Below are 16,260 nucleotides of genomic sequence, written 5' to 3'. Positions count from 1 at the left end.
AGGCTGTTCGGTCCGGCTGTGCCTCTCGCGCCGACCGGCGCGAGAGGCACAGCGCGAATGCCACAGCGCGAGTGCCACAGCCAAGAAGCACGGCACCATGAGCACGCCGCGACGGTGTGCTACCGGCTCGCCGCCAGAGAGAGCAGGAAGTCTCGCAGGCCGGGCAGGTCGTCGGTGTTGAGGTGGTCGACACCCGCCGCCACCAGCTCCGACCAGATCGCCTCACGCTGTGCAGACGGCTGGTCGGGCGTGGCCCAGAACCGGACCCGGTAGCCGGCGGAGTGCGCCCGTTCGACGATGGACTGCAGTCGCGCTCGCTCCGCCGCGGGCATCGTCCCCGTGCCATCCCAAGTGAAATGCCGCGTCCAGTTGTCGCTGACCAGCGGCATGAAGTCAGCCGGGAGGCCGCCGTCCAGGTCGGACAGCCGCCCGTCGTATCCGGCGAACCTGACGCGCTGGGACAGCATCGTCTGGAGCGGACGGTCACCGCTGATCACCGCGGTCACGGCGCCTTCGCGAGCGTGACCCGGCGTAATCCGGGTCATGATGTCGGCGTACCGGCGCAGCGTGTTGTGGATCTCGGCGTACGTGGCCTCCCCGGTGTTCTTGATGTCGATCAGTAGCTGCAGCGAGCCGTCCCATTCCGGGTACACCGAACCGCCGTTGGCGTGGACGATGTCGCGCAGCGGGTCGAGGTAGAGCGATTCCAGTGTCCGTTCCGGATCGAGTTCCCAGCTGTCGTGTGCGACGAGCAGTTCGCCGTCGACCAGCCATACGTCGGCCTCGACGCTGGTGAACCCGTGGTCGAGCGCATCGAGCAGCGGGCGGTCGTGCTCGTAGTCGTTGTGGGCGTGGGCGTGGTCCAGGGGCTCGACGCCGGTCGCGTCGGCTGTGACGGTGGTGTCGGCCGTGACGGTGGCGTCGGCTGTGACGGTAGCGGTGACGGCGATGGCGGCCGCGACGGGCAGCGCCGCGGCGATGCGGCCGGTACGAGCGGCCAAGCTGAGTGTGGTCATGGCGACACGATCACGGTGCGATCCAACGACGCCGTGTCGTGCCGGGGAAAGATCGACGTCCGGCAAACGAATGCCAGTCATGACTATCCGCGCAGGTCAACGCCGCGTTGCAGAGATCCGTCGGGCCTGCGGCGAGTGCGTGAAATGTGTGGACGTCCGGCGGGGCCACGTGTTCGGCCGCTGATCGCACACGACGGGTGCGCCTAAGGCCGGACCGCCTCGGACGTGTCGGCGTCGGCGTCGGACGCGTCCGCGGTACGCGGTGCCGGCCCGGCTTCTCTGCTGTGGGCAGATTGTCTTGGCCGGTCAGACCGGCGACGTTCATGGTTGATCGTGTGGCCCGGGATTCCGGGTCGATCGATCACCACAGGGAGAGAAGACGATGGCGACGTCTGCCGCAGCGCCCGCGACGACCGCGGGCACCCTCGACGACCAACTGGCAACACGGCTGCTGCACCAGCGGATCGTCGTCCTCGGTAGCGAGGTCGACGACGCGGTGGCCAACCGGTTGTGCGCGGAACTGCTGCTGTTGTCCGCGGAGGATCCGCGCGGCGACATCAGCCTCTACATCAACTCGCCGGGCGGCTCGGTCAGCGCCGGCCTGGCGATCTACGACACGATGCGGATGATCCCCAACGATGTCAGCACGCTGGCGATGGGCTTCGCCGCCAGCATGGGCCAGTTCCTGCTCTGCGCCGGGACGGCGGGCAAGCGGTTCAGCCTTCCGCATGCCCAGGTGCTGATGCATCAGGGATCGGCCGGCTTCGGCGGTACGGCCGCCGACGTCGAGATCTACGCCGAGCAGCTGGAGCGCACCGGAGCACTGATGACGAAGCTGACCGCGCAGCACACCGGTCAGCCCGAAGAGGTCATCGAGCGGGACAGCCAGCGTGACCGCTGGTTCAACGCCGAGGAGGCGCTCGCCTACGGATTCATCGACCACATCGTGGAGCGCGTCGACGACGTCCGCCCCGCCTCCGCGCGGCACCGGATGGGGGTGTGACGACGATGAGCCAGTACACGATCCCGACCGTGGTGGAGAAGACCGCCGGCGGCGAGCGCGTCTCCGATATCTTCTCCCGGCTGCTCTCCGAGCGCATCGTCTTCATCGGCACCGAGATCGACGACGGCGTCGCCAACGTGGTGATGGCACAGCTGCTCCACTTGGAGTCGGCCAGCCCGGACGTGGAGATCGGCCTGTATATCAACTCGCCCGGTGGTTCGTTCAGTGCGCTGACGGCGATCTACGACACGATGCAGTTCATCCAGCCGGACGTCGCCACCTTCTGCATGGGCCAGGCGTCGTCGGCTGCGGCCGTGCTGCTGGCTGCCGGGGCGCCGGGCAAGCGTTCGGTGCTGCGCCACGCCAAGGTGCAACTGCATCAGCCGTCGAGCCAGGCCAGGGGCACACTGCCGGACCTGGCCGTGGAGGCCAAAGAGGTCATCAAGGTGCGCGCGGAGATGAACGAGATCCTCAGCCGCCACACGGGCCATCCGGCGGAGAAGATCACGGCGGACACGGACCGGAACAAGACCTTCACCGCCGCCGAGGCGGTGGACTACGGTCTCGCCGACCAGGTCATCACCAGCCGGCCCGTGCCTGTCGCACGCGCCGCCGCTGCCTGGTGACGGCGACCCCGTGTCGGTATGGCGGCGGCATGGTGGCGACGGCGTGGTGGCGACGACAACGGCTGGTGATGACGGCCGAAGCGGGGTGGTCAAGCGGCGGCGAGCATCGTGACGTCACCGGAGGACGGACGCTGCGGCCGCGCCTGAGCCTGCCGGGCACGGAAGGACTCCAGCTGCAGTACCTGGGCCCGGCGGGGGCGCGCCGCCTCCAGGTCGCTGCGGACCTGGGCGAGCACGTCGGGCAGCTCGATCCGGAGAGAATCACAGACGGCCGCCAGCACCTCGGACGAGGCCTCCTTGCGACCGCGCTCGATCTCGGAGAGGTACGGCATCGACACCTGGGCCGCGCGCGCCACATCGGCGAGCGTCCTGCCCTGCTTCAGCCGGGCGCGGCGCAGGACCTGGCCGAGGCTGGTACGCAGCAGCGGCCGGGGCCGTCGGCCGCGTTCGTCCTGATCACGTCCGCGCTGATCATGTCCGCGCTGGCTATGCTCGGGCCGGCCACGTCCGAGCTGTTCACGTTCGGGCTGATCGCGCTCGCGCTGGCCGCGTCGGCCCTCGCCACGTCCCTCGGGGTCGATGACAGGCACATCCGACATCGCCGACAACCTCCGCACTGGTGATCATCACCTACCGAACACCGGTGGCTTCAACCTATCGGCCTGCCGCGCGCCATACACACAGATTTCGCTGCGGGCTGACGCGTGATGAGACGGATCTCGCTGCGGCCTGAGCCGGGTGGTGCGAAGCGAGCGGGCCCTTCGCATCACGGGGTACGGCGCCGCAGCGTCGCCGCGCCCAAAGCCAACGCGACCACCACGACGCCCACGACGATGCCCAGATCGCGCCACATGGTGCCGGTGGGATCCGGGTTCGCGCCGACCTCCATCAACGCCTCGACAGAGTACGTCAGCGGCAGAACGTTGCTGATGCCCTCCAGCCACCCGGCCATCTGTTCCCGCGGCACGAACAGGCCGCAGAGCAGGATCTGCGGGGTCGCCACCAGCGGCAGAAACTGCACCGCCTGGAACTCGGTCCGCGCGAAAGCGCTGCACAGCAGGCCGAGCGATACCCCGAGCACGGCGTTGGCCACGGCGATGAGGATGACCCAGACCATGGTGCCCGCGGTGTCCAGGCCGAGCACCCAGAAGGCGACCCCGGTGGCCACCACACCCTGAACGGTAGCGGCCAGCCCGAAGGCGAGTCCGTAGCCGAACAACAGGTCGAGTTTGCCCACGGGTGTGGTGAACAGCCGTTCCAGGGTGCCGGATCTCCGCTCGCGCAGCATCGCGATACTGGTGATCAGAAACATGATGATGAAGGGGAATATGCCCAGCATGATCAGCGCGACGCGGTGGAACGTCTGCTCCTGGTGCTCGAACATGTAGTAGATCAGGGTCAGCAGGAGGACCGGCATCAGCAGCACCAGGGCCACGGTGGGCCGGTCGTGGCGGAGCTGGCGGAGGATGCGCCCGGTGGTGCTGGCCAGAATCGTCCCCGACATCACGCCGCCTCCCCCTCGTCGCGCTCCCGGACCAGTGTGAGGAATGCCTGGTCGAGGTCGTTGGTGCCGGCGGCCTCCTTGACCGCGGCCGGCGTGTCGTCGGCGATGATCCGCCCGTCCCGGATCAGGAGCAGCCGGTCGCACCGGTTGGCCTCGTCCATGACGTGGCTGGACACCATCAGGGTGACCCCCTCGTCCGCGAACTTGCGGAACCGTCGCCAAAGGTCGTCGCGGAGCACCGGGTCCTGACCGACCGTCGGCTCGTCGAGGATCAGCACCTCTGGCCTTCCCACTAGCGCACACGCCAGCGACGCGCGGCTGCTCTGGCCGCCGGAGAGGTCGCGGGCCAGCTGGCCCGACTGCTCGCCGAGCCCCACGTCGCTGATCGTCTGCTCGGCCTCCTCGTCACCCAGGCCGTACAGCGAGGCGAAGTGCCGGACGTTCTCCCACACGGTCAGATCCTGATAGATGCTCGGCGATTGGGTGAGATAACCCACCGACTGCCGCAACGACGCCGAGCCCGCCGGTCGGCCCAAGACGGTGACGGAGCCGGCTTTGACCAGCTGCACGCCGACGATGGCACGCATCAGCGTGGTCTTTCCGCTGCCGCTCGGCCCGAGGAGTCCGGTGATGACGCCTCGATCGACCTCGGTGCTGATCTCGTGCAGCACTTCCTTCTTGCCACGGTCGACGGTGAGGCCGGTGATGGTGATGGCGGCTTCCATAGCGCCTCCATATTTCAACTCTCGTTGAAATCAACGCTAGGTCAAGCGCACGCCATAGGGCAAGACCCTGGTCGCCCGCGTGGTGGTGTCGACGACGACGGCTCGCCCCATCCCTGCGCAGCTGTCACAGGCTTGGGGCGCAACGTCATCGCACGGTGACGGTGACGCCGTCCGGGCGGCGCGGCACCAGCTCTCCGATCACCGGATGGCCCGGCACCTCCCCGGCCACGAGCAAGCCGCCGGAGGTCTGCGCGTCGGCCAGGAGCAGGAGTTCGGCGTCGTCGGCACGACCCGGGTCCAGATGCGGTGTGACCCACGCCAGGTTCCGCCTGGTGCCGCCGCTGACATAGCCGTCGGCGAGCGCCTCCCGGGCGCCGTCCAGATACGGGACCCGGCCCGCGTCCACCACAGCGCCGACGCCGCTCGCGCGGGCGAGCTTGTGCAGGTGCCCGAGCAGCCCGAATCCGGTCACGTCGGTGGCGCAGCGCACGCCGAGTTCCACCGCCGTCCGGGCCGGTTCCCGGTTCAGCTCCGTCATGGTGTCGACGGCGTGCGGGAACACCTCACCGGTGGCCTTGTGCCGGTTGTTGAGCACCCCGATGCCGAGCGGCTTGGTCAGCGTCAGCGGTACGCCGGGCCGCCCCGCGTCGTTGCGCAGCAGCCGGTCCGGATCGGCCACCCCGGTGACGGCCATGCCGTACTTCGGCTCCGGATCGTCCACGCTGTGCCCGCCCGCCACATGGCAGCCCGCGCGGTGGGCCACGTCGATGCCGCCGCGGAGCACCTCGGCGGCGATGTCGAAGGCCAGCTCGGTGCGCGGCCAGCCGAGCAGGTTCAGCGCGACCAGCGGAGAACCGCCCATCGCGTAGATGTCGGACAGCGCGTTGGCGGCGGCGATGCGACCCCAGTCGTAGGCGTCGTCGACGACGGGGGAGAAGAAGTCGGTGGTGGCCAGGACGGCGGTCCCGTCCTGTAGCCGCACGGCGGCCGCGTCGTCGCCGGTGTCGAGGCCGACCATCAGCTCGCCCGGTGCGCCGGACGGCTCGCCGCCGATCAGCCCGGCCACCGCCGTCTCGAGCTCGCCCGGCGGGATCTTGCACGCGCACCCGCCGCCGCGGGCGTACTGGGTGAGTCGTACCGCCGACGTCGCAGGAGCCGCAAAGGTGGTCATGTCCTCACCTTGTGCCCAAAGCGCACCGTTTAACACGGTGGTACGAGGTTATCGGTACCGGACGGAGGCGTTCAGGTGACTGGTGTCCCTCCCGGTCTTCAAAACCGGTGTGGCCCGGCAGCCGGGTCAGGCGGGTTCGATTCCCGTCCGCCTCCGCCAGGTACGACGACAACATCTGAGCGGGTGGGAGGTGCGGACCATGCGGCTCCGTGAATCAGGGGACCAGCGTCGGCAGGTACCTCGGACCGACACCGTGTTGACCGACGCCCGGCTGGCGTCGGCCTCGTCGTCGCTGGGGCGAGAGACCGTGAAAGAAGCCGTCGCACAGGCGCAGGAGCGCGCGAGGCGAGGTGAGCTGTCCCCGGACGCGGTCGCCGACGCGGCGGCGGAGTCGTTGCCCCGCCGCGCCGCCGCGCTCCGTCCCGTCATCAACGCCACCGGTGTGGTGCTGCACACCAACCTCGGCCGTGCGCCGCTATCGGACGCGGCGGTAGAGGCGGTGCTGGCGGCGGCGGGCCACACCGACGTGGAGTTCGACATCGAGACCGGCAACCGGACCCGGCGCGGCCAGGGTGCCGCCGAGGCCCTGCTGCGTGCCGTTCCCGCCGCCGAGGCCGCACACGTGGTGAACAACGGCGCCGCGGCGCTCGTGCTGGTCGCGACGGCGCTGGCCGCCGGGCGTGAGATCGTCGTCAGCAGGGGAGAACTGGTCGAGATCGGCGACGGCTTCCGGCTGCCCGACCTGCTCGAGTCGACGGGGGCGGCGATCCGGGAGGTCGGCACCACCAACCGCACCACGGTGTCGGATTACGAGGCGGTGATCGGTCCGGACACGGCGTTCATCCTCAAGGTGCATCCGTCGAACTTCACCATGCAGGGGTTCGTCTCCTCGGTCGCCCTCGAGGACCTGGCCGGCCTCGGCCTGCCGGTGGTGATGGATCTCGGCTCCGGCATGCTCGCGCCGGACCCGTTGCTACCGGACGAGCCGGACGCCAGCACCTCGCTGGCGGCAGGCGCGGACCTGGTCACGGCCAGTGGCGACAAGCTGCTCGGCGGGCCGCAGTCCGGGCTGCTGCTGGGCCGTGCGGACATCGTCGAGCGGCTGCGCAGCCACCCGCTGGCGCGTGCGCTCCGGGTGGACAAACTCACCTTGGCCGCGTTGGAGGCGACCGTGCGCGCGTCGATGACGCCGACCTGGGACGCGCTGCGGCGCAGCGCCTCCGAACTGCACGCGCGTGCCGAGGGCATCCGGGATGCGCTGCGACAGGCCGGAGTGGCGGCCGACGTGGCGGAGACGGTCAGCGTGGTGGGCGGTGGCGGCGCCCCCGGAGTCGAGCTTTCCTCGTGGGCCGTCGCGCTCGACGCCGACCTGGCGGCTCCGCTGCGCCGGCAGGACCCCGCCGTCGTCGGCCGGGTGGAACGCGACCGGCTCCTGCTCGACCTGCGCTGCGTACCTGAGGATCTGGACGACGCGCTGCGCTCGGCCGTCGTCGCGGCCGCGACCGGGCATCCAGGCGCCTGATGCATGTGCTCGCCACCGCCGGTCACGTCGACCACGGCAAGTCCACTCTGGTCAAAGCGCTGACCGGGATGGAACCCGACCGGTGGGCGGAGGAGCGCCGGCGCGGGCTCACCATCGACCTGGGATTCGCATGGACGACGTTGCCGTCCGGGGCCACCGCCGCGTTCGTGGACGTGCCCGGCCATGAGCGGTTCGTGCCGAACATGCTCGCCGGCGTCGGGCCGGTGCCGGCCGCGCTGTTCGTCGTAGCGGCCGACGAGGGATGGATGCCGCAGTCGGCCGAACACCTCGACGCGCTGCACGCGCTGGGCGTCCAGCATGCCGTGGTCGCCGTCACCCGGAGCGACCTGGCGGATCCGGGCCCGGCCGCGCAGCGGGCACGCGAGGAGATGGAGTCGACGTCGCTGGGCGACGTCGATGTGGTGTCGGTGAGCGGTATCGACGGTACGGGCCTGGAAGCTCTGCGCCGGTCACTGGACCGGCTGGTGGCGACGTTGCCCGCGCCGGACACCGACGACGCGGTGCGGCTCTGGGTGGACCGGTCCTTCTCCATCACCGGCAGCGGCACCGTGGTGACCGGGACGCTGCCGGCGGGGCGGCTGCGCGTCGGGGACGAGCTGGAGATCGCCGCGCTCGGCCGCACGGCGCGTGTCCGCGGACTGCACTGCCTCGCCGAGCCGGTGGCCGAGGCGACGGCGGTGGCCCGGGTGGCGCTGAACCTGCGCGGCGTCTCCACCGACGACGTGCGCCGCGGCGACGCCCTGCTGACGCCCGGACGGTTCCGGCCGACGGACATGGTGGACGTGCGGGTGCACGGGGACGAGGTGACGTCGTTGCCGCGGCAGGTGATGATGCACACCGGCTCCGCGGCGATTCCGGCGCGGGTACGGCCGCTCGGTGCCGATACCGCCCGGCTGACCCTGGCGCGGCCGGTGCCGCTGCGGATCGGTGACCACGGGCTCCTGCGTGACCCCGGATCGCACCGGATCGCCGGCGGGTTGACCGTCCTGGATGTCGCGCCGCCGGCGTTGCGGCGGCGCGGCGCCGCGGCCGCCCGGGCGAAGGCGCTGACCGACCTGGACGGCCGCCCTGACGAGGGTTCAGAGCTGCGCAGGCGCGGGTTCGCCCGGCGCGAGGACCTGGAGCGAATGGGTGTGCAGGTGACGGGCACTCCGGTCGGCGCCGGGTGGCTCGTCGATGATGACCTCTGGGGGAGGCTGCGCACCCGGCTGCGGGAGACGGTCGCGGAGGCCCGCCGCCGGAATCCGCTGGAACCCGGCCCACCGATCGAGGTGGTCCGCCGGGCGCTCGGTCTGCCCGATCGGGCGCTGGTGCATGCACTGGTGGCTGCGCCGCTCGAGGTGCGATCAGGGCGCGTGGTCACCGCCGAAGACGACGGCGCCGCCGGGCAGCTGCCTACGAGGTTGATCGAGGCGATCGAGACGCTGCGCGCGGATCTCGCCGACCAGCCGTTCGCCGCCCCGGACGCTTCCCGGCTGGCTGAGCTCGGTCTGGGACGCCGGGAGCTGGCCGCCGCCGAACGCGCTGGGGCGGTGGTCCGCCTCGCCGACGGCGTGGTGCTGCTTCCGGGCTGTGTCAGGGAGGCGACCCGTCGGCTGCGCGCACTTCCGCAGCCGTTCACGGTGAGCGAGGCGCGGAAGACGCTGGGCACGACGCGCCGGGTCGCGGTGCCGTTGCTCGAATACCTCGATCGGCAGGCGGTGACGCGCCGGCTCCCGGACGATCGTCGGACCGTGCGCATGTCCTCTGCAGACGTCGGCATGGCACGCTGAGTGACCGTAGACATGGGCGATATGTTCCATGTGTGGAGGCGCCCGGCGTGCCATGCCTGAGTGGGCGGACAGGCTTTCAGGTCGATGTTGTACCGGCCGGTTACTGCCCGACCTTGACGCCCGGCTCTCCATGCTCGAACTGGATCACCTCGCGCGGAGGCTGCCCGGGCTTGTTCGCGCCGGAGAGCCGGCCCAGCGGGAGAATGACCCGCTTGTACGTGGCCTCCAGCAGCATCGAGCTCGCCGTGTAGAACGCGAGTGCCGCCGATGCCAGGAAGACCCAGCCGGCAGTCGTCTCCACGGTGGAGTTGCCTCCGATGAACGCGATCGCCGCGAGAGTCGCGCCGGCAGCCAGCGCGCCCAGTGTGAGGAAGAGCGAGATGTTCTCCGCCAGCGCCGCGATGGCGCCGACCCACGTGATCGCGGCTAACGCGATGAACCAGTAGCCGAGCTCCACGAACGTCGCGGGCTCGGTCAGCACACCGGTGGCCACCAACGTGTACAGGATGCCGTAACCGATCCAGAACGATCCCCACGTCCCGTGCATTGCGGTGGCAAGGGCATCACGTGCCCGGTATGACCACATTCCCGCGAGAAGCTGGGCTACCCCGCCGAACATGGCGGCGAAGGGGAAGAGGAACTGCGGACTTGTGCTGTCCCCGTACCACCCGGCCATGTGCGCGGTGACGATGAAGGTCGCACCGGCGAAAGCGAACAGCCCCAGGATGGACGGGGCCGCGACGGGCTGCAGCGCAACCTGCGTATGATCTCGCCAGTACTGGAGGTCGCCGTTGCCCGACGGTCGCCGGGATGTCTCTGCCGTGCTCACTTGAAGATCACCTCCTTATCGATCTTCCTTCCTCGCTACCCACGTGCACGGGCCCGATTCAGCCGACGGCAGGGTCGGGCGGGATGAATTCATCAACTGATGGCCGCCGGTAACCCGGCCGCAACGATGCCCGCGAACGCCACCCCGCCGGCCGTCGTCACGGTCACCCGCCAGCTCAGGGCTCGGCCCACCATCAGTCAAGCCACCAGCACGCTGACCCCGACGACCAGCACGACGCCGGCGGCCACCTGGGTCGCGGCCCATTGCCACGGCGCGACCATGATCAGGAACACCAGCACGGCCGGGTTGATCGCCGGGTTGCCCAGCCAGTACGCGACCGTCGCCGCCGCGGAGGCGCCCTGGCCGCGCGGTGTGCGGGTGATCCGTGCGGTGCAGCATGTGCACATCATGCTGGGCATCGCCATTGCGCCTCCGGCCAGCGCGCTACCCGTCCGGGAGGATCGATCCAGTGGGCGGCGCAGTGTGGAGCCGGGCAGCAGCGCGCTGACCGCCGCCGAGACGATCAGCGCTGCCACCAGCGCCACCCACACGGCCTGGAAGTAAGTCCACGGTGAACGTCCAGCCGTTGCGCAGACTCGGCCGTGTGCCGCCGGATTTCGAAGGGTCGACAATGGCCGCGCCCGTCCAGGCGCTTCCTTCCCACAGATCCGCGACCTTATGCGCATACGGGCTCCACTTAGCCCACGTCAGCATCGCCACTGCAAGCGCCGCGACGATAAGCATCCGCACGATTCCATGATCATGAACACTTTCCGTGCTATGTGAACGGTTAGTGTTCATGATCATGGGAGTGGCGCTGTGGTACGACCGTGTACTTCGGATCCTTCGCGGAGACCATGCCAGCGTCGAACACTCCAAAGCGCGTACAGAGCGCGCCCGCCAGCAGCGCCGCGCCGGACGCCACGGAGGCGACGCGACTGCGCCGTGCGGCCAGCGTGCCGAGCGCCCCGGCGGCGGTGAGCAGTTTCCCGGCGCGCATCCAGCGGCCGCTCCGGCCCCGGTGGTAGGGCTCGGCCACCATCCCCAGCCGGGAGCTCATCCGTTGCTCGGCGACGAGCTCCAAACCGGCCCCGGCCACGGCCATCGCCCGCGCCGGGCCGCTGTCCTTCGGCGGCGCGCACACCATGCCGAGGCCACCGCCACTGGTCAGCGAGCCGCCGGCGAAGACGAACGGCAGCTCGCGGTGGCCGTCGTGCCAGATCGGCACCGCCGTGTCCGCCACCAGCACGGCGGTGTACGTCATCATCACGGGACTGAGCACGGCGGCCCCGGCGCGTGCGGCGGTGCCGGCGCGCGGCAGCAGCCCGGTCACCGTGGAGGCGGCCGCCGCTCCGGAGAGCGTGCCGAACGACGCCAGCAGCCACGATCCCATGCTCAGCGGCGACGTTGGCTTGAACACCCGCAGCATGTTGAGGAAGCGCTCTGGCCGGCCGAGATCATGGATGAGTGCGGCCGTGCCCCCGGCTGCGCCCAGTCCCGCCGCCAGCGTCCCGATACGGACCAGCCGGGGACGGCCGCCGATCTCCGCCAACGTGGCCATCGCCGACGACGCTCCGGCCAAGCCGCCGAGAAAGAAGTAGGCGGGGACGTCCGGCGTCTTCCATGTCGGGGGCTTGATCACCGGACGGCCGTAGTAGGACTGGAACTCGGCCCGCGGCACCATCGACTGCTCGCCGCCGCGCCGGGTCGGCTTGGCTGGCACGCGCGTCTCCCTTCGATCTGCCCTGTCGCCCCTTGGCTACCGCCTTGTACCCACAAACGCCGCGATCACTGCCGCAGCCGCCGTCGCTCCTGCGGCTGCTGCGTGTTTCCACATGGACGGCAGATCGCGGGTGGTGACGACCGGATCCGGCGGCAGCCCGTACACCTCGGGCTCGTCGAGCAGCAGGAAGAACGCGCCGTCACCGCCGACGCCGTCGTTCGGATCCTCGCCGTACAGCCGGGCCTCCTCGACACCGGCCTCATGCAGTTCCCGCACGCGCTGCGCGCCGCGTTCGCGGAGTTCGTCCAGCGGGCCGAACTGGATCGAATCGGTCGGGCAGGCCTTGGCACAGGCCGGTTCCATCCCATCGGAAAGCCGGTCGTAGCAGAGCGTGCACTTCCACACCCGCCCGTCTTCCGGGCGCACATCGAGGACTCCGTACGGGCACGCCGGCACGCAGTAGCCGCAGCCGTTGCAGATGTCCTCCTGCACCACCACGGTGCCGAACTCGGTGCGGAACAGCGACCCGGTGGGGCACACGTCCAGGCAGGCCGCGTGGGTGCAGTGCTTGCAGACATCGGACATCATCAACCAGCGCACGTCCCGGTCGGACTGCTCGGTCTGCTGACCGCCGGGTGGTGCGTCCGGCAGGCCTTCGGCGACGTGCCCGGGCGGGCCCTTGCCGGGCATCCCGAGGTCGACCAGCTCCCGGCGTGGCGCCGCCTGCTCGATGAAGGCGACGTGCCGCCAGGTGTTGGCGCCGAGGTCGCCGGTGTTGTCGTACGACGAGCCGAGCAGGTCCATGCCGTCCTCGGGGACCAGGTTCCACTCCTTGCACGCGACCTCGCACGCCTTGCAGCCGATACAGACGCTGGTGTCGGTGAGGAATCCGACACGTGGCGGGTGATCGTCGGCGTGGCCGGCCTGCGCCGCCACATCGTCGACCGGGCCGTACAGCTGGTTCGTCATGCGCCCGTCCTCCTGTTCATCACCGCGCCGTCCGTCGTCGTGCTGTCCGTCGTCGCGCCGTTCGTCGCCGTGTCCGTACTCCCGCTCATCCCCGCGCGTGTCCGGTAATCGGCGACGAGCCGCTGCAGGTCCGGTCCTCTAGGCCGGCGCCCGGGGACGACGTCGCACGTCGACGCCTTGGACTCCTGGATGTTGACGTTCGGATCCAGCACCGCGGGCAGCAGCTCGTTCCCGGCGTCGCCGGTGGAGATGCCGTTCGGTCCCCAGTGGTACGGCACTCCGACCTGGTGCACGACGCGGTCCTGCACCCGCAGCGGCCGCATCCGTTCCGTGACCAGCACCCGGGCCTCGACCGCCGTCCGTGCGGTGACGATCGTCGCCCAGCCGCCGTGCTCCAGGTCGCGCTCGGCCGCCAACTCGGGCGAGACCTCGCAGAAGAACTCCGGCTGCAGCTCGGACAGGTAGGGCAGGAACCTGCTCATCCCGCCGGCCGTGTGGTGCTCGGTGAGCCGGTAGGTGGTGAACACGTACGGGAACGTGTCGCCGCCGCGGGGCTGGTAGGGGTTGGCCGGGTGCCGGTAGAGCCGCCGGGCCGGGTTGGCACGCTGGCCGTAGAGGAGGTTGTCCACCGGTGATTCCTCCGGCTCGTAGTGCGTCGGCAACGGGCCGTCCAGCAGCCCGGTGGGCACGTACAGCCATGCCTTGCCGTCGGTCTGCATGATGAACGCGTCGGTGCCGGCCAGCGCGTGCTGTGCGTGCGCGCCGGGCTCCGGTTCGAAATCGGGCGGCTTGGTGGCCTCGAAATCCGGTGTGTCGTGCCCGGTCCACCGTCCTTGCTCCCGATCCCACCAGACGTAGGCCTTCCGCTCACTCCACGGCCGCCCGTCCGGATCGGCGGATGCCCGGTTGTAGATGATGCGGCGATTGTCCGGCCAGGCCCACGCCCACTCCGGCGCCACCCAGGATTGCTCGCTCCCGGGCTTGCGGCGCGCCGTCTGGTTCACCCCGTCGGCGTAGCAGCCGCAGTAGATCCAGCATCCGCAGGCCGTCGAGCCGTCATCGCTGAGCTGGGTGTAGCCGGGCAGCGGGTTGCCGTCCGCGTCGACGCCGCTGATCTCGCGGAGCACCGCGTCCGCGCTCGGCTCATCGTGGTCGCCCTCCGTCGGGTACTGCCAGGTCAGTTCCAGCACCGGCCGGTCGCGCGGATCGGTGGAGGTGGCCAGCTTCTGCCGGATGCGCCGGCCGAGGTGGTAGTAGAACCACAGGTCGCTGCGGCGGTCTCCGGCCGGCTCGACCGCCTTGTGGTGCCACTGCAGCAGCCGCTGGGTGTTGGTGAACGTCCCGTCCTTCTCGGTGTGCGACGCGGCCGGCAGGAAGAACACCTCGGTGCCGATCCGCTCCGTCTCCAGCTCGCCGGTCTCCAGCTCTGGGGCGTTCTGCCAGAATGTCGCGGTCTCGATCATCTGCAGGTCACGGACGACGAGCCACTCCAGGTTGGCCAATCCGAGCCGCTGCAGCTTGGCGTTCGACGACCCGACGGCGGGATTCTCGCCGATCACGAAGTACCCCTGCACCTTGCCGGCGATCTGGTCGAGCACGGTGCGGTACGTGCCGTGGTCGCCGGTGAGCCGGGGCAGGTATCCGAAGCAGTAGTCGTTGTCCTCCGTGGCGTGCGGTCCCCACCAGGCCTTGAGCAGGCTGACCGCGTACGCGCGCATGTTGCCCCAGAATCCGGTGCTGCCGGCGTCGGACTCGACGAACTCCTCCAGCGTCTCGTCGTGGTGCGCGTGCGGCATCGGGATGTAGCCGGGGAGCAGATTGAACAGCGTCGGGATGTCGGTGGACCCCTGGATCGACGCGTGGCCGCGCAGGGCCAGGATCCCGCCACCGGGCCGGCCGATGTTCCCCAGCAGCAGCTGAAGAATGGCCGCGGTGCGGATGTACTGGACGCCGACGGTGTGCTGGGTCCAGCCGACGGAGTACACCCACGCCGTCGTCTTGTCCCGCCCGGAGCTGCGCGTCACCGCATGCGCGACCTGCAGGAACTGATCCTTGGGCACGCCGCAGATCTGCTCGACGACGTCCGGCGTATAGCGCGAGAAGTGCCGCTTGAGGATCTGGTAGACGCACCGCGGGTGCTGCAGGGTCGGGTCGCGCTCGGGCTTGCCGGGAACGGGAGGTCCCCCCGAGCCCGCTTCCTCGCCGGCGCCGGCACCGGCTTCCTCCTCCGCCGCCGCAGCGCCCGCCTCCGGTTTGGGCATGTCCCGGTGCCCCGCCGCCGCGGTGGCGCGTGCGCCTTCATAGGCCCAGCTCAGCGGGTTGTACGTCATGCTCTCCTGGTCGAACCCGGAGAACAACCCGTCCAGGTCCTCGGTGTCCTGGAACTCTTGGTCGACGATCGCCGCGGCGTTGGTGTACTCGACCACGTACTCGCGGAAGTCCAGCTCATTGGTGAGGACGTAGTTGATCAGGCCGCCGAGGAACGCGATGTCGGAGCCGGCGCGCAGCGGCACATGCGCGTCGGCGAGGGCGCTGGTGCGGGTGAACCGGGGATCGACATGGATCACCGTGGCGCCGCGCCGCTTCGCCTCCATCACCCACTGGAACCCGACCGGGTGGCACTCGGCCATGTTCGAGCCCTGGATGACGATGCAGTCAGAGTTCTGCAGGTCCTGCTGGAAGGTGGTGGCGCCGCCGCGCCCGAACGAGGTCCCCAGACCGGGGACGGTGGAGGAGTGTCAAATGCGCGCCTGATTCTCGATCTGGATCGCCCCGAGCGCCGTGTAGAGCTTCTTGATGAGGTAGTTCTCCTCGTTGTCCAGCGTCGCGCCGCCCAGGTGCGAGATGCCCATCGTCCGGTTGAGATACCGGCCGTGCTCGTCGGTGTCCTGCCAGGTCCGCCGACGGGTCTGGATCACCCGGTCCGCGATCATGTCGAGCGCGGTGTCCAGATCCAGGTCTTCCCACTCGGTGCCGTACGGCCGGCGGTAGCGGACCTTGGTCTCCCGCGTCGGGGAGTTCACCAGCTGCTCACTGGCCGCGCCCTTGGGACAGAGCCGTCCACGGGAGATGGGGCTGTCCGGGTCGCCCTCGATCTGGGTGACCGTGCCGTCGTCGACGTAGACGTTCTGCCCGCAGCCGACGGCGCAGTACGGACAGACGGACTTGACCACGCGTTCGGCGGTGGCTGTGCGCGGAGTCAGCTCGGCCCTGCGCCGGGACTTGCTGGCGGCTCCGCGGCCCAGCGGATCCGTCCCGGTGAGCTGGCGATACACGGGCCAATGATCCAGCCACGTTTTGAGGCCCACGGCATGTCACCTCCGCGTGCGATCGTGCGTCGAGACCGGTTCCGGCTTCGTGCTCGGTGCCGTACCCCGCA

The 16,260-nt window shown here is 70.0% G+C and carries 14 protein-coding genes and 1 tRNA gene; 5 read left to right on the top strand and 10 right to left on the bottom strand.

Annotation, left to right across the window (positions count from 1 at the left end; translation table 11 throughout):
- Positions 1-119 precede the first annotated feature (119 nt).
- Positions 120-1,016 carry a phosphatidylinositol-specific phospholipase C/glycerophosphodiester phosphodiesterase family protein gene (locus tag G1H10_RS17945; protein WP_174264455.1) on the bottom strand — a complete coding sequence of 299 codons (897 nt, stop codon included), beginning with the start codon at positions 1,014-1,016 and terminating at the stop codon, positions 120-122.
- A gap of 382 nt (positions 1,017-1,398) precedes the next feature.
- Between G1H10_RS17945 and G1H10_RS17940 the strand changes: the two genes are divergently transcribed.
- The gene (locus G1H10_RS17940; protein ID WP_163740264.1) at positions 1,399-2,019 is read left to right on the top strand and encodes a ClpP family protease; all 621 of its coding nucleotides are present in this window, start codon (positions 1,399-1,401) and stop codon (positions 2,017-2,019) included.
- 5 nt (positions 2,020-2,024) lie between these two features.
- Positions 2,025-2,645 carry a ClpP family protease gene (locus G1H10_RS17935; protein ID WP_163740263.1) on the top strand — a complete coding sequence of 207 codons (621 nt, stop codon included), beginning with the start codon at positions 2,025-2,027 and terminating at the stop codon, positions 2,643-2,645.
- A gap of 89 nt (positions 2,646-2,734) precedes the next feature.
- Here G1H10_RS17935 and G1H10_RS17930 read toward each other — a convergent pair whose 3' ends face one another.
- From G1H10_RS17930 to selD, 4 genes are all read right to left on the bottom strand, one after another.
- Positions 2,735-3,244, bottom strand: a complete 510-nt coding sequence (locus tag G1H10_RS17930; protein ID WP_163740261.1) for a helix-turn-helix domain-containing protein — start codon at positions 3,242-3,244, stop codon at positions 2,735-2,737.
- A gap of 167 nt (positions 3,245-3,411) precedes the next feature.
- Entirely contained in the window at positions 3,412-4,149 is a 738-nt protein-coding gene (locus G1H10_RS17925) for an ABC transporter permease (RefSeq protein WP_163740259.1), read from the bottom strand.
- On the bottom strand, positions 4,149-4,874 hold the full coding sequence (locus G1H10_RS17920) for an ABC transporter ATP-binding protein (protein WP_163740257.1): 726 nt from the start codon (positions 4,872-4,874) through the stop codon (positions 4,149-4,151). Before G1H10_RS17920 ends, G1H10_RS17925 begins: the two co-directional genes overlap by 1 nt.
- Positions 4,875-5,019: 145 nt before the next feature.
- Complete coding sequence (gene selD / locus G1H10_RS17915) at positions 5,020-6,045, bottom strand: selenide, water dikinase SelD (RefSeq protein ID WP_163740255.1); 1,026 nt, start codon at positions 6,043-6,045, stop codon at positions 5,020-5,022.
- A 63-nt stretch (positions 6,046-6,108) separates the two neighbouring features.
- On the opposite strand from selD, the gene G1H10_RS17910 reads away from it, so the two are divergent.
- From G1H10_RS17910 to selB, 3 genes are all read left to right on the top strand, one after another.
- Positions 6,109-6,204, top strand: a tRNA-Sec gene (locus G1H10_RS17910).
- Between the two features lie 40 nt (positions 6,205-6,244).
- Positions 6,245-7,567: an L-seryl-tRNA(Sec) selenium transferase gene (selA, locus tag G1H10_RS17905; protein ID WP_163740254.1), complete on the top strand. Its 1,323-nt coding sequence runs from the start codon at positions 6,245-6,247 to the stop codon at positions 7,565-7,567.
- Positions 7,567-9,360, top strand: a complete 1,794-nt coding sequence (gene selB / locus G1H10_RS17900) for a selenocysteine-specific translation elongation factor (protein WP_163740252.1) — start codon at positions 7,567-7,569, stop codon at positions 9,358-9,360. Before selA ends, selB begins: the two co-directional genes overlap by 1 nt.
- Before the next feature lie 100 nt (positions 9,361-9,460).
- Here the strand turns inward: selB and G1H10_RS17895 are convergent, their stop codons facing one another.
- The 5 genes from G1H10_RS17895 to fdh form a co-directional block, all read right to left on the bottom strand.
- Positions 9,461-10,189, bottom strand: a complete 729-nt coding sequence (locus G1H10_RS17895; protein WP_163740250.1) for an acetate uptake transporter — start codon at positions 10,187-10,189, stop codon at positions 9,461-9,463.
- Between the two features lie 197 nt (positions 10,190-10,386).
- Positions 10,387-10,875 (bottom strand): permease, encoded by a 489-nt coding sequence (locus tag G1H10_RS17890; protein ID WP_281354293.1) that lies wholly within the window; start codon positions 10,873-10,875, stop codon positions 10,387-10,389.
- 104 nt (positions 10,876-10,979) lie between these two features.
- A complete protein-coding gene (gene nrfD / locus G1H10_RS17885) occupies positions 10,980-11,912 on the bottom strand; it encodes an NrfD/PsrC family molybdoenzyme membrane anchor subunit (protein WP_216853391.1) in 933 nt (310 codons plus the stop codon).
- Positions 11,913-11,948: 36 nt separating this feature from the next.
- Positions 11,949-12,881 (bottom strand): 4Fe-4S dicluster domain-containing protein, encoded by a 933-nt coding sequence (locus tag G1H10_RS17880; protein ID WP_163740247.1) that lies wholly within the window; start codon positions 12,879-12,881, stop codon positions 11,949-11,951.
- The gene (gene fdh, locus G1H10_RS17875) at positions 12,878-16,189 is read right to left on the bottom strand and encodes a formate dehydrogenase (protein ID WP_312856601.1); all 3,312 of its coding nucleotides are present in this window, start codon (positions 16,187-16,189) and stop codon (positions 12,878-12,880) included. The genes G1H10_RS17880 and fdh overlap by 4 nt, the downstream gene beginning before the upstream one ends.
- Positions 16,190-16,260 lie beyond the last annotated feature (71 nt).

This window comes from Phytoactinopolyspora halotolerans (assembly GCF_010550675.1).
GTDB lineage: Bacteria > Actinomycetota > Actinomycetes > Jiangellales > Jiangellaceae > Phytoactinopolyspora > Phytoactinopolyspora halotolerans.
This window is presented reverse-complemented; position numbering and strand designations above follow the sequence as displayed.